We start from the raw sequence: 18,719 nt of genomic DNA on the forward strand, positions 1-18,719 counted from the left end.
TCGCTGACACGTTACCGCGGTAACTTGTATAGAACTCTAGGAGGGGCCGGAAGCGCATTCAAGTTCCCGTCCGAATTAAGACGCAGTCTTACGCCTTGTTGCGTCCTCCGGCAGAACATTCTTCGCCGGCGCGGGCCTCCACGTTACCGGCCCCTGCCGCCACTACCAGGGGCGGTCGGGGCCTGGAGCGTACTCACTGTCCCCCAAGTACTCCTCGCGTTCCCGCCCGTTGTTACGTTCGCGCTGGGATTCCCGGGCGCTCTCCGCCAGCTCTTCCAGCTGGGTTTCGTTGGGAGCGTCGGCTTGCTGCTCCTCCTCGCCGGGCTCCTGCTGTCTTTCTTCCTGCCCGGCGCCGGCACCGGCACCTTCGAGTTTGTCTCTCAGCCGCTCTTCTGCCTGAGTGAACTTTCCGCCGGCTTCAGCACCCGCACCGGCGGGGAAGCACCCGTCGGGTGCCGCAGCGGCCATGTCCAGCGCCTCTGTGAACGTGATGGCGGCCGCCGCCGGATCCTGCGAGCGCAGCTTGCCGTCGCCGAGCCTCTCGATGGCCAGGACCAGGTTCAGCCGGATGATGCAGGCGTCAGCCGAGTTGGCCGGTGCAAGGTCCAGGGCCTCCTCGAACTTGGACCTGGCGGCGGCTGTGTCGCCGGACAGTACCAGGGCGTCGCCTGCTGCGAAGGGAGCCTTGTGCCGTTCGAGGATGTTTCCCAGCTGCAGCCCCTCGGAGGCTATACCGACGGCGGCGGCATCGTTCGCTGCGAAGGCCCGGGCCGCGTGCTCTGCGATGGGGCCCAGGCTGAGCAGCTTGGCGGCCACACACAACACCAGCATTACAGGCAGTGCCGACCACAGCAGCAGGCGCCGCTTCCGCAGCCGTCCCGTGCCGGCACCGGCTTTGGAGTCAGTCATCGCGCTGCCTCCTTCACGTCCGCGGAGCGCGGGGCCGCGTGCCGCTGGGAAGCTGGCTGCAGTTCGCGGAACTGCCGTACAATTCCAACGGCCTCTGCCAGGCCGAGGCCGAAGGCGCCTGCCGCGAACAGCCAGTAGAGCTCTGTCCGGCCGCTATGGCGCCCGTCCCCAGTAGTCCGCTCCAATGCACCTGGATTCGCCTCCAGCATCATGGCTGACACAGGGTCCCCCGCGGCCCGGTGCACGTAGGGCACCTCAAGCTGGGCGGCAATTTCCCGGAGCCTGCCTTCATCGATAACGGACACCGCATCCCTGGTGGCACTGCCGCTGCTGTCCTGGATGTAGGGGGCATCGCCGTCGGACTCCTGCCCGGTGTTTTCCTTCATCCGTCCACCGCCGGGGGTACCGTAGCCCAGCACCGCTCCCCCGGCCACGAGGCCGTCCCCCAGCTTCAGGGGCTCCGGCTCCTTCCCGCTGGTCTGCTCGCCGTCACCCAGGTAGAAGACAAGCCGCGGCCGCTCCGGGTGGCTCTCCCGGGCAGCGGCGAGGCGTTCGGCGAGCACCTCACGGGCTGCTGTGATGCTGCTGCCCTTGGCATAAGCCGTGACCTGCGGCTCGAGGATGGACGTGATGGTTTCCAGCGCCGATGTGTCGGTGGTGAGGGGCATCCTGACGTGGGCTGTGTCGTCAAAGGTGATCAGCGAAAAGCGGGCGCCGGGCAGCTCCTGGGCGATCCCCATCATGTCCCGGCGTATCCCGTCCAGACGCGGCCCGGCATTTCCGTAGTCTTCGGCCACCATGCTGCTGGTGGTGTCCACCACGAAGAATACGTTGAGGTCGGCGGTGGCTGCTGTGGCTGATCCGCCCGGCACACCTGGCCGGAGTGCCGCTGCGAACAGCAGCAGCACCAGCACGGCGCGGCGGACCTCGACGCGTGTGCCCCGCCGTCGTTCGAGGAAGACCCTCCATCCCAGGAGCACCAGCGTGGCCGTGATGGCGGGAACCAGGAGCCACCACGGCAGGATCGGCTGCAACGTCATGGCCGGAGCCGCCGATACGCCGCAGCGAGTGCCAGTCCCGAGAAGAGGGCAAGGCCTAACGGAAGGTCAGGCCGGTCCGAGACCACCGCCCGGGCTGCGCCCTGGAGGGCCGTTGCTTCCGTTTCCTGAACGGCAGTGAGGATGCCGGACACAGCCTCCGGGCTATCCAGGGCATAGTAGGCTCCGCCGCTGTACTCGGCAGCTTCCCTTAACTGCGCCCCTGGCTGGTCCGCGCCGGTGCCATAGTCCAGGTCCCCCGGGTTAAGCGCATACACCCGCACTGCCCTGTTCTTCGCGATACCTGCCGCCTCCTGCAATGTCATGATGGGCTTCCCGGAAACCAGGTTGTCCGTCGCCAGGACCACCGACCGCGAGCGCGGGGGGTTGCCGGTCTCCTGGTCGGTGCCGGGCGGAAAGCTGTTGAGGCAGGATGCCACACCGTCCCCGATCAGGGATGAACCGCGGCCGCTCCAGGTGCCGTCGAGGAAGCCGGACGTGCCGGGTTTCCCGTCGAAGGCGTCCCGGGCGAGCTTCAGCTGTTCCTGTGCATATGAGTAGTCGTCGGTGAGGGGGAAGACCTGGATGGCCGTGCTGTCAAAAATGGTGAGGCCGATCCGTTCACCCTGGAAGTCCTCGGCCAGCCGGGCAAAGACGTCCACCACTGCAGCGTCCGCGCTGCTCATGGATCCCGATACATCCAGGCACAGGACGATGTCCCGGTTGTGCTGCTCCGGCCTGATAGTTGTGACCTCCACCGGACGGGCGGCCGCCAGCACCGTGGACGTCAGTAGCGACGCACAGGCGATTGCCGCCGCAACGAGCCATCGGCGGTGCCGGCGCAGCGCTGCCTGGTATTCCGGCAGCATGGTGAGCCGATCGGTGTGGGCCGCCGGCCGGCGTCGTGCATTGGCTTTCCTGTCCGGGCGCAGGGCGAGCCTTCCTGCAACGGCTGCCGCGATGGCAGCGAGCGGGATCAGTCCCCAGAAGATCAGCTCCACGAACGCACCGCCTCGCGGGCGGTGGCGGCAGTAGCCTCAACGGCAGGCAGCGGCTCGGGGCCGAACTCGCCCGGGTACAGGGCGACGATAGCCGCAGCAGCCGCAGGAAGGGGATGTTCCGCGAGGTCGGCGTGGGTCATCCGCGGCGCGTCGACTCCGGTGGCGTCCCGGACGAAACGGCGCAGCAGGAGGCTGATCTCCTGGTGGGCGGAGCGGGCAGCGAGGTTCCCGGCGGCCGCGTGATGCTCCACGTCGGTGATCCGCTGCAGGTACGCGGCCTTGAGGGCCGGCAGGTCGGTCAGCGGAGCCACGTCAGCGGCGTTCTTGTCCATGCGCGGGCGCCGGGTGCTGGTGAACACGAAGACGTACCAGCCAGCCAACAGCAGGAGCAGCGACAGGCCCGCCCACATCCACACCGGGCTGTACTGCAGCGGGCCGTGGAATTCCGAGTCAGCCTGCACGACGGTGCCTTTCCAGGAGTGCGAACAGTGCGGTGACGACATCGTGGCTGCCGGCAACAGAGCCTTCGGTGATGCCGGCCTGGCGCAGCATGTTCTCCCGGCCGGCATCCCGCTCCACAGCAGCCCTTCCGTAGGCTGCCGCAACGGCAGGTGACTGTGCCAGGTGGCTCACCAGGGACGAGGAATCGTCGACGCTGTACCAGTCCCCCGCAGCGGCCAACTCGGCGTCCCTGACGGTGAGCCACAGGATCTCGTGCTGGGCCCGAAGCCGGCGGAGCAGCCGGCCCATCTCCGGATCCGCCGCAATTTCGTCCGCCACCACGAACAGGAGGTGCCTGCCTTTGACGGTGCGGGCCACGTGCTCCAGCTGCTCCTGGATCCTGCTGCCGGCCGCATCCCCGGAGGTACTGGAATGGACACGGCGCAAAAGCCGTTCAAGGTGGCCCTCGCCGCCCTTGGCCGGAACGCTCCCGGTCCCGGCAGAGTCACCGCTGACCAGGCCCACAACGTCGCCGTGGCGGTGGGCGAGATAGCCCATAACTCCAAGCGCCATCACGACGATGTCTTTCTTCGTTTCGCCGCTTCGGGCTACAGCCGCCATGTTGCGTCCGGTGTCGGCAATGAGGAGGACTGTCTGCCGGCGGACGGCAACGTACCTCTTGATCAGCGGTGAGCCGTGACGTGCGGTGGCTTTCCAGTCAATGTCGCGCACCTCATCGCCGGGGATGTAGGCACGGAGGTCGTCAAAGTCCAGGCTGCGTCCGCGGAACACTGAACCGTACTCGCCGTCGAGCACCCCGCGTGCCTTGCGGTGCGCGAAGATGGCCATCTTCGACTTCACCCGCTGAAGGAGCGTGGTCATCTCCGGCTCAGGGTGTCTGGACTGCCGCGACGACGGCGTCAATCACCGATTCCACCGGCACCTGCTCGGCCACTGCCTCAAAGTTCAGGATAAGCCGGTGCCGCAGCACGCGGTGGGCGAGGGACTTCACGTCCTCAGGGATGACGTGGTCCCGGCCGTGCAGGAGGGCCACGGCGCGGGCAGCCTGGCTGAAGGCAATGCTGGCGCGGGGGCTGGCACCGAATTCGATGAAGCCAGCCAGGCGCCGATCTATGTACTGCTGCGCGTTCCGGGTCACGTAAACCAGGCCCACGATGTAGTTGACGATTGCAGGATCGATGTAGATCCGCTTCACCACGTCCTGGACCTGCACCACGGCGTCCAGCGACGCAGCGGCCGGCGGTTTCTGCTCCTGGGTGAAGATTCCGGCGTCGATCCGGCGGATGATCTCGGCCTCCTCAGCAGGCGAGGGGTAATCGAGGACGTCCTTGAGCATAAAGCGGTCCATCTGGGCTTCCGGAAGAAGGTACGTGCCCTCCTGCTCGATGGGGTTCTGGGTGGCCAGCACCAGGAACGGTGAAGGCAGGCGGTACTCCTGGCCTCCGATGGACGTCTGGCGTTCCTGCATGGCTTCAAGCATTGCGCTCTGGGTCTTGGCGCTGGAGCGGTTGATCTCGTCCAGGAGCACGATGTTGGCGTGGACCGGTCCCAGCTGCGTCACGAAGGTGCCTTTGGCGGCGTCGTAGATCTGGGTGCCCACAATGTCGCTTGGCAGCAGGTCCGGCGTGCACTGGATCCGCCGGAACTCCGCACTGACCGCTTCGGCCACCGTCTGCGCCGCGGTGGTTTTGGCCAGGCCGGGCACGCTCTCCAGGAGGATATGGCCCCCGGTCAGCAAACCAATCAACAACGATTCGCGCAGCCGGGACTGCCCCACCATTTTGGCGTCGAAGCTCCGGGAGATGCCCGCGGCAACCTGCTGCGCCCTTGCCAGCTCCGCCGGTTCAATCCTTGCGGACGCGCTGGTTTGAAGCACTGGTATTCCCCCTGATGACTGTACTGGCAGGTAACAACCGGCCGGCTGCACTCCGCCGCCATCCTATCCAAGACTGGCCCGCCGGTTCCGGCAATGGGGACCCCTCCCCACCGCGCCTCCCTGGGGCTATCCTTTTGACATGAGCGAGCTTCCAGCCAGTTACAAGGAGTTTCTCGCCGACAAAAGCGAGATGTTCATCAGCACCGTCAAGCCTGTCCTGCAGCAGTCGGCCGCGGACAAGCTTCATGGCGTCCGTGTTGTTTACAACCCCGGCTCCACCGGCCACCAGGCCCACCTCGATGACAGCATCCCCTACGGGGTTGTCCTCGAGGACATCGACTAATCAGCCACAGGACCGGGCCCGCTTGCGCTGTTGCGGCTTGCTTGCGCGGGCTCAGCCCCTTACCGCGCCCGAGAGGGCGAACGAGCTGCCGGCACCCCTGGCCACAATGACGTACAGGGCCAGGACCGGCAGCGAATACAGGATGGAGAACGCGGCCAGCTGGCCGTAGGCAACTGCCCCGTGCTGTCCGAAGAAGCTGAAGATGGACACGGCGGCGGGCTGGTTCGCCTCGGACAGGAGCAGCACGAAGGGGACGAAGAAATTCCCCCACGCCTGGATGAACACAAAGATAAACACCACGCCGAGGCCCTGGCGCATCAGCGGCAGGACGATGGTGCGCAGTGCGGTCATCCTTGAAGCGCCGTCCACCCATGCCGCTTCCTCCAGCGAGACCGGTACCGCATCCATGAAGTTCCGGGTCATCCAGATGGCCATGGGCAGCGCCGTGGTGGCCATAAAGAGGATGGTGGCCGGCATCGAGTCGAGCAGTTCCAGCTGAACGAACAGTCCATAGACCGGCACCATGATGGCCGTGATGGGAAGGCAGGTGCCGAAGAGGACGGCGTACATAAACGGAGTGTTGAACCTGGACCGGTAACGGGACAGCGGGTAGGCCGCCAGCACTGCTGCCACAAGGGTGACGGCGGCGGTACCCGAGGAAAGCACCAGGCTGTTCCATAGCGGCTTAAGCAGCAGCCCGGGCGTCGTGATGGCGGCAAAATTTTCCAGACTGGCCTGGGCCGGCACCCTGGTTTCGTGGCCGGCCCCGGTGTCCAGGGAGGCCAGGACCAGCCATAGCAGCGGCAGCAGGAAACAGGCGCCGAGCAGCAGCAGCGAACCATCTGCCGGAGTGCTGCTGCGGTACCGGGCACGGGTCCGCCCGGAAGTTGCTCCGGGAGGCGCAGCCCTGGATGCTTTGGCGGGCGCGGTCATCGCTTCGCCTCCCGGAGCAGCCGGATGTAGACGGCACCAAAAACTCCTCCGAGGAGGATCAGCACCGAAGCCACGGCGGTGCCGTAGCCGATGTCCCCGAATTTGAAGGCCTCCTGGTAGGCCAGGACGGGCAGCGTGGTGCTGGCGTTCGCCGGGCCGCCGGCCGTCATCACCCAGATCAGGGTAAAGACAGCGAGGGTCTGCAGCGTGATCAGCATGAGGTTGGTGGCGACACTTCCGCGGATCATGGGCAGCGTAATGAAGGCAAGCCGCTGCCAGCCCACGGCTCCGTCCATCTGGGCAGCTTCGGCCACTTCAGTGGGCATATCGTTCAGCGCCGCGCGGTATACCAGCATGGAGAAGGCTGTGCCGCGCCAGATGTTGGCCAGCACCACCGCCGCCATGGGCCAGGAATAGAGCCAGTCCGGCTGGTCCAGCCCCAGGCCGCCCAGCAACTGGTTAAGGGTCCCGTCGCGGCTGAAGTAGGCATAGGCGGCAAAGGCAGCAACAATTTCGGGAAGCACCCAGGCTGCCACCACCGTTGTTCCAACCACGGCTGACACGGCCCGGCGGGCACGGCGCATGAGCACGGCCAGTGCCAGCCCCAGCAGGTTCTGCCCCAGGACAGCAGACCCAAGAACAAACAGCACAGTAAGCCCCAGCGACAGGGGAAACACCGGATCCACCAGCAGCCGCAGGTAGTTCTCCAGCCCGATCCATTCGGGACTGCGCGCGTTGCGGCCTGTCAGGCCGGCGTTGGTGAAGGAAGCGTGGAAGGCCCACAGCACAGGACCGGCGAGGAAAACCACCAGGAGCAGGACGGCAGGCACGACTGGCAGGTAGCGCAGCAGCCCGCGTCCCCCGGTTCGGGCCGGCACCGCTTACTTCCGGACGGTGTTGTCGCCACCCACGATGTCTGTCACCGCTGCGTCGTAGTCCCCCGCTGCCTGTTCGGGCGACCGTGCGCCGGTGATCACGGCCTCCGTTGCTTCCTGGACCGCGGCGGAAATTCGTGGGTAGTCGGACGTTGCCGGGCGGTAGCGCGTAACGGAAACGAGTTCGGAAACGTCCTTCACGAACGGGTTTGCAGCCTGGTAGCCGGAATCGTCCGCGACGTCACTCCTGACAGCGATCTGCGAACTGTCCAGCGTAAAGGCAAGGGAATTCTCCCGGCTCATTGCCGTGCTGAGGAAGCTGAACGCGAGGTCGGGTTCCTTCGTTCCGGCACCGATGGCCAGCGTCCAGCCGCCGGACATGCTCACGGCTCCCGGGGCGCGGCCGTCTTGAGTCGGGAACGGGGCAACCCCCATCTCTTGCTCATAGCCGGGCCATTCGTAGCTGCCGCCGTCCTGCCAGAACGACGGCGCGTAGGAGCCTTCCACGGTGGCGCCCAGCTTTCCGTTCGGGAACCATTCACCGAAGACCTTCTTCCAGACGTTCGCATCCAGCGCCTGGGCCGGCGTCACAGCGAGCCCCTCGTCGTAGAGGGTCTTGAGGAAAGCCAGGGAGTCCTTGAAGCCGGCGGACCCCACCACCCACTTTTTGTTTTCCTCGTCGTACAGTGTGGACCCGGTTCCGTACAGCAGTTCATAGAAGCCCTGCATAACGGTTCCTTCACCGGTGCCCTTGCCGGCGTACATGCTGAACGGGACCACCGAGGGATCATTCGCCTTGATTTTGCGTGCAGTGTCCAGGATGTCCTGCCAGCTGCGCGGCTCCCAGGGGACGCTGATCCCGGCGGCTTCGAGGACCTTCCGGTGGTACCAGATGGCCCGGGTGTCAGTGCCCAGCGGCACCGCGTAGGTCCCGCCGTCGTCCGCCCGCCCTGCCGCCTTGGCGCCGTCGTCGAATTTGTCCCAGTCCCCCCAGCCCTCAAGGTGGCTGTCCAGCTTGAGGAGGTAGCCGGCGTCGACGTCGGAGCGGACCTTAAAGGTGTCCTCGTAGAAAACGTCCGGCGCGGTGGAGGGCGATCTCAGCGCGAGGGCCAGCTTGGTGCCGTAGTCGTCGTCGTTGCCCTGGATGGGCTGCAGCTCCACCAAGACCCCCGGGTTTGCGGCCTCGAACTCCTGTTTGGCTGCCTGGAACATCGTCTCCAGGGCGGTGAAGGAATCGGTCTTCTGATAGACCACCTTCAGCGTCTTCGGTCTGTCCTCGGGAGCAGCCGGCGTACAGGCCGTCAGGACGATCAGTGCGGAAGCGATCAGGGACATGGTCTTCAGGGCCGGGCGACGCATGGTGCTCCATTCGATCAAATGGCTGCGGTCCCCCGTTGTCTGCGGGCCCCAGCCGCGGCAATATGCAAATGCTAGATCGGTGCCCAACCCCAGGCAAGGGCACCGTCTCAGCTCTCCAGCAGGAGCCTTTGGGCGCGCGGAGCGAGGGTGTGTTCCAGAACCAGGGAGGCCGCGCCGATGGCCCCCACGTCCTCGCCCACGCCGGTCCCCACCACCTCGATGGGATGGATCAGCCGGGTATCGCTGTTGGCATCGAGCAGTGCCGGGATCTTCTCGAGGTAGCGTTCGGCGAGGCGGCTCCAGAACGGTCCGCCGAACACCACCCGCTCTACGTCCAGCGTGTTGGTCACCACGGAAACTGCCCGCGCCACCAGCACCGCGGACTTGTCGATGATCGCCAGCGCCTGTTCGTTCCCCTCGTCCGCGAGGTCGCACAGCGCGGAGAAACTTTGCTGGATTTCGGCCCCGCTGTTTCCGGACCGGGAGCCGTCCAAAATTCCGGCTGCTTCGGCCTCGGCCACGAGCACCTGCGGAATGCACGAAGATTTCACGCAGCCGCGGAGGCCGCAGTCGCATGGCGGCCCGTCCGGATCCACCACGATGTGCCCGATCTCGCCGGCGTTGCCGGACGTGCCCCGGACCACCTCGTCGTTCAGCACAATTCCGCAACCGATGCCGGTGCCCATGTACATAAAGATGAAGCTGCCGGCTCCGCTCGGGCCGCCGGCCCAGGTTTCCGCCACTGCTGCGCTGGTGACATCCTTGTCCATCAGGACGGAATAGCCGGTGGCTTCCGAGAGGGCGTTGCGAAGTTCCACCCGGTCCCAGCCCGGAAGGAGCGGCGGGTCCACCACGGTGCCGTTGTCCAGGTCGATGGGGCCGGGAGCCGCCACGCCAATGCCCGCGATCCTGTCCGTGTCCACCCCGGAATCCGCCACCAGCTGGGAGATCTCGGCCGCGATGGTGGCAATGACGGCGGTGGGATCGTTTCCGCCGGGTGTCTTGATCCGCGAGTGCTGTACCACCGCGCCCACGAGGTCGAGGACCACGAACGTGGTCACCGCGGGGTCGAGGTGGACGCCGACGGCGAACATGCCGCCGGGGTTGAGACGGAGGATGGTGCGTGGCTTACCGGGGCCGCTGCCCTCCTTGCCTGCCTCGACGATGAGGTTCTGGTCCAGGAGGCGACGGGAGATGTTGGAGATGGTCTGCGGTGAAAGGCCGACGATCTGGGCGAGCTCCACCCTGCTGAGCCCGCCGGCTGTCCTGCGGATGGCGTCGAGGATCACCGTGAGGTTAAAGTCCCCCATCCGGGGCAGGTTGGTGCCGCGTCGTGGTGAGGATTGGCGGATCTCAATCACGGCGTCCCCTTCGTCTCCGGCACATAGTTACTGATGTCTGAATCGTACGTTACGCATGGGCGCAGACCCATAGGGGCAGCCGACGGCGCGGCGCAGCCTCGCCCGGCCGTCCCTCGTTGCCGTGCCTGCTTGCCGGGCAGGGTCACCGCGGGCTGCGGCGGGTGCTTAGGGTCACGGTGAATTTGGGGTTCTGGCCTTTCACAACGGTAGGGCCGACGTGCCGCTCAAGCGCCGGCAGATAGGCAAGGTGGCGGTTGTAGACGGTCCATAGCTCGCCGCCGGGCGTCAGGACCCGCCCTGCTGCTTCGATCAGCTTCAAGCCCGCTCCCGCATGGACGCCGGCGCCTACGTGGAAGGGCGGATTCAGGAGTATCAGGTCCGCGGTCCCGTCCGGCAGGGTGCCCATGGCGTCGTCCTGGAGAGTGCGGATTTGCTCCGCCAGGCCGTTCGCTTGGGCAGTTGCGAGGGCGGATGCGACGGCGGCGGCTGACTGGTCTGTGGCGGTGACTGTTGAGCCTGGATGCTGCCGGGCATATATCGCGGCAAGGATTCCGGTGCCGCAGCCCAGGTCGATGGCGTGCTGGGCGGGCCGCATGGACGGCAGGAACGTCAGCAGGAACCGGGTGCCGATATCCAGCTTGGATCCGGCAAAGACCGCACCGTGGGCTGCAACGTCGAGATCGAGTTCGGGCAGGTGCTCGACAACGGGAAAGCGTTCCGGGTCACCGCTCCCCTGCGGGCCCGTGGCCACGATTACGCGGGACTTCTGCCGGGCGAGCTGCGGCGTGATGGAGCTGAAATGGCGTTCCAGCACCGCGTTCATGCCAAGGGACATGTGCTTCACGCGGCCGCCGGCCAGGAGTACCACCTCCGGGGAAGCGTACCGGGCCACCGCCGCCGCAATCTCGTCAAGCTCGGCGAGGGTCTTGGGCAGCTGCAGCAGGACAGTTTCTGCGTCCTCCAGGAGTTGGGGTCCGAGGGGAAGTTGGACAAACGGCAGGTCACTTTCGGCCCTGCTTCCGAGCACGTCCGCGGCATTGAGGCGGAGCGCCTGCTCGCCGGTGATGAGGTCCTGGTGCACGCGCAACGTACCGGGGCTGAGGACTGCGAGGGCACCCAGGGTCAGGGCGCCGTAGCGGTCACCGATAACCGTCAGTCTGCTTCCGGCGGACACGCGGGCGGCTGCGAAATCAAGCAGAAGGCGGTCGGTGGCATCCCAGGCCTGCAGGTTGGGCGCTTCCACGTCCGGTCGTCGCCGGAGTACCGGAAGGACGTCCTCAAGAGTCTGTAGTGCCACGTGGTTCTGCCGCCTTGCCTGATTGCCTTGTCCAGTTTGTCCCGGCCTGATTGCCCTGGCTCGTTTGCCCTGGACCTGCTTGCCCTGGACCTGCTTGCGCTGGCCCGGCTCCGTCAGCCCCAATCTACCGTCCTGGCGGAGGGCCGGACCCCAGGCAGTTTCAGAATCGCCGCTACTGCAGCGCGGCCTGCCCGGTTGGCGCCGATGGTTGACGACGACGGTCCATAGCCCACCAGATGGACCCTCGGCTCGGCTGCCACTTGGGTTCCCTCCATCGAGATTCCTCCTCCCGGTCCCCGAAGGTGCAGCGGAGCGAGGTGCTCGAGCTCTGCCCGGAAGCCGGTGGCCCACAGGATGACGTCTGCTGCCAGGAAGCGCCGGTCGGCCAGCCGGACGCCGTCGCGTTCAATCGCTGTGAACATGGGCTGCCGGTTGAGGGCGCCGCGTGCTGCCGCAGCGCGCAGGGCAGGTGTCCAGATGAGCCCGGTCACGGACACCACACTTTGCGGAGGCAGGCCCTGGCGCACCCGCTCCTCCACCAATGCAACGGCGTCGTGGCCGGCTTTGGCATCGAATTCGGCATCCCGCCACACGGGCTCACGCCGGGTGAACCAGCTGGTGGAGGTGACGCGGGAGATTTCGTCCAGGAGCCCGACGGCGGAAATCCCGCCGCCCACCACAATGACGTGCTTGCCCGCGAACTCCCCGGCAGAGACATAGTCCGCCACATGGAGCTGGCTGCCCCGGAACGTCGACTGCCCGGGATAGATGGGCCAGAACGGCCGGGTCCACGTGCCGGTGGCATTGATCACCGCCGCTGCGCTCCAGTCGCCCACGGAGGTGCTGACCAGCAACCTGCCGGCAGGGTCCGTGTCTTCGCGGCTGACCGACCCGACCTTGACGGGCCGCTGGACGGACAACCCCAATTCCTCCTCATACCCGCGGAAATAGCGCGTCAGGAACTCCGAGCTCGGTTCCCTCGGGTCCACGGCCGGCTTGGCGATGCCGGGGAGGTCGCTGATGCCGTTGACCGTGGCCATCCGAAGGCTCTTCCACCGGTGCCGCCACGCGCCGCCCGGACCGTCCTCGGCGTCGAGCACTACGAAGTCGAGCCCGCGGCGCTGGAGGTGATATGCGGCGGAAAGACCCGCTTGGCCCCCGCCAATGACAACAACGTCGGCGCGGGCAGAATTCACCCACCCATGATAGTCGCGCAGGGGGTGCCTACCTTAGTCTTGGCCCAAGGACACAGGGAGGACTGCCATGACCACCAACAAAGGGAACGCCGCACGACTCGCAAAGGCCCTCGCCATCGTGCTGGGCACCGAAGAAATCCCCCTCCGCCTTCGGGCATGGGACGGCTCCGAGGCCGGGCCGGAAGGAGCACCGCTGCTGGAGTTCCGTTCCCGGCGTGCCTTGCGGCGGATACTTTGGTCCCCCGGCCAATTGGGCCTCTGCCGGGCCTACGTTTCCGGTGACATTGATGCGCCCGGGGATGTCTTTGCCGCCTTCACCGCTCTCAGCTCGGCCGGCAAGTTTGCAGAACCAGGGCCCTTCAAACCGCTCACACCGGGCGAACTCTGGACGTTGCTCCGGACTGCCGTGAGGCTCCGAGCAATTGGCACCAACCCTGCTCCTCCGCCGGAGGAAGCGCAGATTGCCCGGAAGGGCAGGCTCCACTCCCGGCCCCGGGATTCCGCCGCCATCTCCCACCATTACGACGTCGGCAATGACTTCTATGCAATGGTCCTGGGTCCGTCAATGGTGTACTCCTGCGCCGTGTGGCCCGAGGAGGAGGACGGGCTGGCTCCCGCCGGGGACCGGCTTGCCCGCGGCCTGGACGCGGCCCAGGAGGCGAAACTGGACCTGGTCTGCCGCAAGCTGGGCCTCAAGCCCGGGATGCGGGTGCTGGACGTCGGCTGTGGCTGGGGCAGCTTCGCCCTGCACGCTGCCGGAAAGTACGGCGCCACGGTAGTTGGCGTCACCCTGTCGCAGGAGCAGGCCATCATGGCGCGCAAACGCGCGGCCGACGCAGGCCTCACCGAAAGTGTTGACATCCGGGTGCAGGACTACCGCGATGTCCAGGACGGGCCCTTCGACGCCATCAGCTCCATCGGGATGTCCGAACACGTGGGACGCGCCGAGATGCCCCGCTATACGGCGGCGTTGTTCAACCTCCTGCGCCCCGGGGGCAGGCTGTTGAACCACGCCATTTCCTGGAATGCCGGCCCCACCGCGCCGGACCCTGATTCGTTTATCCCCCGGTACGTGTTTCCCGACGGCGAGATGATCAGCTTGGGCGAAATGTCGGCCGCCCTGGAATCCGCAGGCTTCGAGATTTTGGACGTTGAAGCTTTGCGCCGGCACTACGCGCTCACCCTGCGGGCATGGGTCAGCCGGTTGGAGGAGCATTGGGACCAGGCGGCGAAGCTGACCAGCCTTGGACGGGCAAGGGTGTGGCGGCTGTATATGGCGTCCAGTGCCATGGGCTTTGAAAGCGGGCTGACGGGGGTCAACCAGGTTCTTGTCCAGCGGCCCGGCGGCGACCCGCCGCCGCTGCGCCGGACGCAGTGGCTGTAGGCCGGGACCCGTAACCGTTGAGTAAACAAAAAAGGAACCATCCCGAAGGATGGTTCCTTTTTGTTCCCTCCTGCCGGGGAGGATGACCGGTGGAGCTGAGGGGACTCGAACCCCTGACCCCCTGCATGCCATGCAGGTGCGCTACCAGCTGCGCCACAGCCCCGGACTATGCTGCAGTGGGAGGATGTCCCGCCGAAGCAACCTGATTAGCTTAATGCACTTTCGTGCTGTGCGCCAATCGCCGCCTTCTGCGCGGCGGTGCGGTTACCATTGCCGAGCCCAGGCGCCGGGCTCAAAGACAAAGCAAAAATCCGCCGGAATCTGGTGATTCCGGCGGATTGTCGGTGGAGCTGAGGGGACTCGAACCCCTGACCCCCTGCATGCCATGCAGGTGCGCTACCAGCTGCGCCACAGCCCCGAATTATTGCCGCTCTGCGAGCTTTTCTTTCGGGTTTCCCCGAAGCAACTCAAATATCTTAGAACAGCAATTCCGAAAATTCCAAATCGGGCATATTCGGCGTGTTCCCGCGCAATTACTCCGTCTCGGTGGAGGCAGCAGCCTTCGCCGAGGCGTCGTCGCCCAGTTGGAGGTCCACGACGGGGCAGTCCTTCCACAGGCGCTCCAGCGCGTAGAAGACGCGGTCTTCCTCATGCTGGACGTGGATGACGATGTCCGAGTAGTCGAGCAGGACCCAACGGCCGCCGGAACGGCCCTCGCGCCGGATCGGGCGCAAATCCTGCTTCGCCAGTTCTTCTTCGATGCCGTCGACGATGGCGTTGACCTGCCGCTCGCTGGGGGCGGAGGCAATGAGGAAAACGTCTGCCAGGGCGAGGCGTTCGCTCACGTCCAGGGCCACAATGTCCTGGGCAATCTTGTCCGCAGCTGCCTTGGCGGCAGCGCGGGCTGTGATGATGGATGAATCTGATGCAGTCACGGGACTCCTTGTTGGGTTAAAACGCTTATGGTGCCGGCACTGCCGGTTAGCGGGACATTCCGCTGATGATCAGGAAGATGCCGGCGACGAGGGCCAGAATCCCAAAGGCCAGGACACAGAACTGGAGGACGCGGTTACGCGTGGCACGGGCCAGCCCTGCCGTCGCAGCGTCCAGCGGATCCAGTCCGTGGGCCTGCCGGGCCGGGACCCGGGGCAGATCCGCGAACGCCTCCTCGGAGTGGTTCTCCGCCACCACTGCCGGTGCCAGGACAGCAGGCTTGGGGCGGACGGCAGCCTTGGCCGCGGCCTCAGCCCTGGCGATCACCTGGGAACGGCCGGATCCGGCGTCCGACGCGGCAGGCTGGCCGCCGGCCGGGCGCCGCTTCTTGGTGCCGGATGGGGGAACCTTTGTGCCGGGACGGGTGGTAACCGGAACGTAGCTCGTTGCCGGCGGCTTCATAACCGGCCGGTCGACGCCCGGCACCTGGACGAACTCCAGAGGCGTGACCATGGCCAGGTTGCTGGCGGTGGAGGGTGCCGGCCGCTGCGCCGGAACGGGTGGGGCCTTCGGTCCTTGCTGCTGGGCTGCAGGTTCTGCGGCGGACGAAGGATCGGCGGCTGGTGCAGGGACGCCGGTCTGCTCGGCCAGCTTCTGCTTCGCCAAGGCCCGCCGGTTCATCACGGCCGCACGTTCCGCCAGGGCAATCTGCTCCGCCAAAATGTCCGGATCCACGGCTTCCGGATCCAGGGAAGCGATGTGCTGCATCTTCGCGATCTGGTTTTTTGCCTGTTCGGCGATCAACGACCTCGCCGCCAAAGCCTGTTCGACGGTCATTCCATCCGGGACAGCCGACGCCGGGGAAGGCGCAGCACCAGGGGTAGGCGCGTTGTCGCGGGGCGGCACAGTACTCGGGGAAGGTACTCCCTTTGCCCCCTGGGGATCCTGTTCCCCTGCCGCGCTCTCCTGGGAGGCCGGAGAGGCGGGACCGCTGGCACCCGGATCAACGGGTGCGGCCGGGGCAACAATGGGGTGGGCAGCGGTCAGCGCCTGCTCCTTAAGCTGCTGCAGGCGCAACTGGCGACGAGTGGGCGGACCTCCTGCCGAAAGCTGGCCCTCTTTCTCTTCCAGTTCCTTGATGGTGCGCAGCGCCGCACGGTCCCGCGCCCGGATCTGCGAGGAACGCTGGGTGTGCGTCTGTTCAGGAGTCAGCGCTGCAGTGCCCGGTGCAGGGCGGTTTGCCGCCGGCTTCTTCGGGGCAGGCGAAAGCTCATCCGTAGCTGTTGACACGGATGTCTGTTGCGCATCCCTTGCCTTCCGGAGTTCCCGGCGGCTTCGGATGGGGGGCTGTTCCTGACTCATAGAGAACTCATTCAGTGCTGGCTGGTTCGCTTGCTTCGGAGGTTTGAGCATTGGCGCCTGCCGGGGCGTCCAGGTAAAGCCCGTACTTGGCGATGTACTGGACCACCCCGTCCGGCACGAGGTACCACACAGGATTGTTCGCGGCCACGCGGGAACGGCAGTCCGTGGAAGAGATGGCCATTGCGGGCACCTCAAGGAGGCTGACGTCTTTCCGGCCCATGCCGTCAAGCACATGCCCCGGCCTGGTCACTCCCACGAAGTGGGCAAGTGACCACAACTCGTCAATGTCCTTCCAGGACAGGATCTGCGCCAGCGCATCCGCGCCGGTGATAAAAAAGAGATCCGCGTCCGGGCGCTGGGCCCGAAGGTCACGCAGGGTATCGATGGTGTAGGTAGGTCCGGGACGGTCAACGTCCACCCTGCTGACCGTGAACCGCGGGTTGGAAGCCGTGGCGATGACGGTCATGAGGTAGCGGTGCTCGGGCTCGCTGACCTGCTTGTGGAACTTCTGCCACGGCTGGCCGGTGGGAACAAAAACCACCTCGTCCAGGTCGAACTCGGCAGCCACTTCGCTGGCTGCCACCAAGTGGCCGTGGTGGATGGGATCAAAGGTCCCGCCCATCACGCCCAGGCGCAGCCTGCCGTTGGCACCGTTGTGGTGAAGAACGCGGGAAATGTTAGTGGCCCTGCCCGTGATCGTGCTTGTTGGGGTGCTGGCGGTGCGGATCCGCGTGCTCCTCGGTGGCAGAGTGGCGCTTGCCAAGGTTGGAGTAGGACAGCGTGATGAACATCATCACCAGCAGGATGGCGAAGATAACCGCTCCGAAGACCCACGGGTCAGCCCACAGCGGGGCGAGTTCGTGCTCTTCGCCTTCGGCGATGGTCGTGGCAATCTGCTGGAACAGCATTTTCTCCCCTTGGGTTCAAACGATTGTGGCAGCGGAAAGCGCCGCCGTTTCTGGCTTCTGGTCTATGTTACCGCGTAGCTACGCGCGGACCTGGCCCTCGCCCTGCACGATCCACTTGGTGGTGGTGAGTTCGGTCAGGCCCATCGGACCGCGCGCGTGCAGCTTTTGGGTGGAAATGCCTACCTCGGCACCAAGCCCAAGTTCCCCGCCGTCGGTGAACCTGGTGGAGGCGTTGACGATGACCGCGGCGGAATCCACTTCGGCGATGAACCGCTCGGCGTTGGAGAGGTCATTGGTGAGGATCGCTTCGGTGTGCCCCGTTGACCAGGTGCGGATGTGCTTCACGGCCTCGTCCAGGCTGTCCACCATGGCAACAGCGAGGTCAAGGTCCATGTACTCGGTGCCCCAGTCCTCGTCAGTGGCCGGTTCCGACTGGATCGAAGCGGGAAGGGACGCACGGACACGTTCGTCGGCGTGCAGCCGGACTCCGGCCTTGCTCAGGGCTGCGGCAACGGCGGGCAATACCGTTGATCCGGAGTGGACCAGCAGGGTTTCCACGGTATTGCACACGCTGGGCCGCTGTGTCTTGGCATTGAGGAGGATCTCCACGGCCATGTCCTCACTGGCGGTTTCGTCAATGAAGATGTGAACGTTCCCCTCCCCCGTCTCGATGACCGGAACGGCGGAGTTGGTGACCACAGTCTGGATGAGCTCACGGCCGCCGCGGGGAATCAGCACGTCCACCCTGCCGCGGGCGCGCATCAGGACGTTCGCCCCGGCGCGGCCGTACTGGTCAACTGTCTGGACGGCGTCGGCAGGCAGGCCAACGGATTCGAGCGCCTCGCGCAGGATGCGCACCAGGACTTCGTTCGTGGCCTCGGCCGCACTGCCGCCGCGCAGGATCACGGCGTTGCCGCTCTTTAGGGCCAGCCCGGCAATGTCCACCGTGACATTGGGCCGAGCCTCGTAGATGGCCGCCACCACGCCCATGGGTACGTTGACCTGCCGAAGGCGGAGCCCGTTGGGGAGGGTTTGCCCGCGGACCACGTTGCCCACCGGATCCGGCAGACCGGCCAGGTTCTCGAGGGCGGCCACCAGTCCCGCGATCCGGGCTTCGGTGAGTGTGAGCCGGTCCAGCATGGCTGCGGAGGTGCCGTTTGCTTTTCCTGCTGCCACGTCCTTGGCGTTCGCGGACAGGATGGCCGCGGTGCCCTCCTGCAGAGCGGCACCCACCGCGCGAAGGGCCCGGTCCTTCCAGCCCCGGTTTGCAATGGCCATCCGGCGCGCGGCGTGGCGGGAACGGTCAGCGATGGCGTGGACTGCTGCTTCGACGTCGCCGGACGAAAGCGGAACTTCAGCCGAAACAGCTGACGCAGGTGACGCGACGGGCGGAACGCTGGCAGGCGCGGCGGTGTCTCCGGAGTTTTCAGCGGTCTTGTGGATCAGGGCCTCAGTCATGTTCCAAGTTTAGGCGAGCCGGGAG

19 protein-coding genes and 2 tRNA genes are annotated in these 18,719 nt (G+C 66.0%); 2 read left to right on the plus strand and 19 right to left on the minus strand.

What is annotated here, in order from left to right:
• Nucleotides 1–162: 162 nt before the first annotated feature.
• From CXQ88_RS16205 to CXQ88_RS16230, 6 genes are read right to left on the minus strand one after another with little or no spacing between them, the layout of a single operon-like run.
• Nucleotides 163–909 (minus strand): hypothetical protein, encoded by a 747-nt coding sequence (locus tag CXQ88_RS16205; protein WP_258061945.1) that lies wholly within the window; start codon nt 907–909, stop codon nt 163–165.
• Nucleotides 906–1,949, minus strand: coding sequence for a vWA domain-containing protein (locus tag CXQ88_RS16210; RefSeq protein WP_104045178.1), 1,044 nt, complete (start codon nt 1,947–1,949; stop codon nt 906–908). The genes CXQ88_RS16205 and CXQ88_RS16210 overlap by 4 nt, the downstream gene beginning before the upstream one ends.
• Nucleotides 1,946–2,947, minus strand: coding sequence for a vWA domain-containing protein (locus tag CXQ88_RS16215; protein ID WP_104045179.1), 1,002 nt, complete (start codon nt 2,945–2,947; stop codon nt 1,946–1,948). The genes CXQ88_RS16210 and CXQ88_RS16215 overlap by 4 nt, the downstream gene beginning before the upstream one ends.
• The gene (locus CXQ88_RS16220) at nt 2,938–3,408 is read right to left on the minus strand and encodes a hypothetical protein (RefSeq protein ID WP_104045180.1); all 471 of its coding nucleotides are present in this window, start codon (nt 3,406–3,408) and stop codon (nt 2,938–2,940) included. Before CXQ88_RS16220 ends, CXQ88_RS16215 begins: the two co-directional genes overlap by 10 nt.
• Nucleotides 3,398–4,270, minus strand: a complete 873-nt coding sequence (locus CXQ88_RS16225) for a DUF58 domain-containing protein (protein WP_104045181.1) — start codon at nt 4,268–4,270, stop codon at nt 3,398–3,400. Before CXQ88_RS16225 ends, CXQ88_RS16220 begins: the two co-directional genes overlap by 11 nt.
• A gap of 7 nt (nt 4,271–4,277) precedes the next feature.
• Nucleotides 4,278–5,285, minus strand: coding sequence for an AAA family ATPase (locus CXQ88_RS16230; RefSeq protein ID WP_104045182.1), 1,008 nt, complete (start codon nt 5,283–5,285; stop codon nt 4,278–4,280).
• 139 nt (nt 5,286–5,424) lie between these two features.
• Here CXQ88_RS16230 and CXQ88_RS16235 point away from each other — a divergent pair, with 139 nt between their 5' ends.
• Nucleotides 5,425–5,628 carry a hypothetical protein gene (locus CXQ88_RS16235; protein ID WP_104045183.1) on the plus strand — a complete coding sequence of 68 codons (204 nt, stop codon included), beginning with the start codon at nt 5,425–5,427 and terminating at the stop codon, nt 5,626–5,628.
• A 51-nt stretch (nt 5,629–5,679) separates the two neighbouring features.
• Here the strand turns inward: CXQ88_RS16235 and CXQ88_RS16240 are convergent, their stop codons facing one another.
• The 6 genes from CXQ88_RS16240 to CXQ88_RS16265 form a co-directional block, all read right to left on the minus strand.
• Nucleotides 5,680–6,561: a carbohydrate ABC transporter permease gene (locus tag CXQ88_RS16240; RefSeq protein WP_104045184.1), complete on the minus strand. Its 882-nt coding sequence runs from the start codon at nt 6,559–6,561 to the stop codon at nt 5,680–5,682.
• Nucleotides 6,558–7,439, minus strand: a complete 882-nt coding sequence (locus CXQ88_RS16245) for a carbohydrate ABC transporter permease (protein WP_181037569.1) — start codon at nt 7,437–7,439, stop codon at nt 6,558–6,560. The genes CXQ88_RS16240 and CXQ88_RS16245 overlap by 4 nt, the downstream gene beginning before the upstream one ends.
• 3 nt (nt 7,440–7,442) lie before the next feature.
• A complete protein-coding gene (locus tag CXQ88_RS16250) occupies nt 7,443–8,795 on the minus strand; it encodes an extracellular solute-binding protein (protein WP_104045185.1) in 1,353 nt (450 codons plus the stop codon).
• 107 nt (nt 8,796–8,902) lie between these two features.
• A complete protein-coding gene (locus CXQ88_RS16255) occupies nt 8,903–10,105 on the minus strand; it encodes an ROK family transcriptional regulator (RefSeq protein WP_104045248.1) in 1,203 nt (400 codons plus the stop codon).
• Nucleotides 10,106–10,298: 193 nt separating this feature from the next.
• On the minus strand, nt 10,299–11,453 hold the full coding sequence (locus CXQ88_RS16260; protein WP_104045249.1) for a class I SAM-dependent methyltransferase: 1,155 nt from the start codon (nt 11,451–11,453) through the stop codon (nt 10,299–10,301).
• 113 nt (nt 11,454–11,566) lie between these two features.
• Nucleotides 11,567–12,649 (minus strand): FAD-dependent oxidoreductase, encoded by a 1,083-nt coding sequence (locus CXQ88_RS16265; protein WP_104045186.1) that lies wholly within the window; start codon nt 12,647–12,649, stop codon nt 11,567–11,569.
• Between the two features lie 67 nt (nt 12,650–12,716).
• On the opposite strand from CXQ88_RS16265, the gene CXQ88_RS16270 reads away from it, so the two are divergent.
• The gene (locus tag CXQ88_RS16270; protein ID WP_104045187.1) at nt 12,717–14,033 is read left to right on the plus strand and encodes a class I SAM-dependent methyltransferase; all 1,317 of its coding nucleotides are present in this window, start codon (nt 12,717–12,719) and stop codon (nt 14,031–14,033) included.
• Between the two features lie 90 nt (nt 14,034–14,123).
• Here CXQ88_RS16270 and CXQ88_RS16275 read toward each other — a convergent pair.
• The 7 genes from CXQ88_RS16275 to CXQ88_RS16305 form a co-directional block, all read right to left on the minus strand.
• Nucleotides 14,124–14,196: transfer RNA gene (locus CXQ88_RS16275), tRNA-Ala, on the minus strand.
• 182 nt (nt 14,197–14,378) lie between these two features.
• Nucleotides 14,379–14,451: transfer RNA gene (locus CXQ88_RS16280), tRNA-Ala, on the minus strand.
• Nucleotides 14,452–14,566: 115 nt separating this feature from the next.
• A complete protein-coding gene (gene rsfS, locus CXQ88_RS16285) occupies nt 14,567–14,968 on the minus strand; it encodes a ribosome silencing factor (protein WP_104045188.1) in 402 nt (133 codons plus the stop codon).
• Nucleotides 14,969–15,014: 46 nt separating this feature from the next.
• Nucleotides 15,015–16,328, minus strand: coding sequence for a hypothetical protein (locus tag CXQ88_RS16290; RefSeq protein WP_104045189.1), 1,314 nt, complete (start codon nt 16,326–16,328; stop codon nt 15,015–15,017).
• Between the two features lie 7 nt (nt 16,329–16,335).
• Entirely contained in the window at nt 16,336–16,950 is a 615-nt protein-coding gene (gene nadD / locus CXQ88_RS16295; protein ID WP_373637776.1) for a nicotinate-nucleotide adenylyltransferase, read from the minus strand.
• A gap of 55 nt (nt 16,951–17,005) precedes the next feature.
• Complete coding sequence (locus tag CXQ88_RS16300) at nt 17,006–17,236, minus strand: hypothetical protein (RefSeq protein ID WP_104045191.1); 231 nt, start codon at nt 17,234–17,236, stop codon at nt 17,006–17,008.
• Between the two features lie 78 nt (nt 17,237–17,314).
• Nucleotides 17,315–18,694, minus strand: a complete 1,380-nt coding sequence (locus CXQ88_RS16305) for a glutamate-5-semialdehyde dehydrogenase (protein WP_104045192.1) — start codon at nt 18,692–18,694, stop codon at nt 17,315–17,317.
• Between the last annotated feature and the right edge of the window lie 25 nt (nt 18,695–18,719).

Origin of the sequence: Arthrobacter sp. ZGTC412 (assembly GCF_002929215.1) — a bacterium.
Lineage (GTDB): Bacteria > Actinomycetota > Actinomycetes > Actinomycetales > Micrococcaceae > Arthrobacter.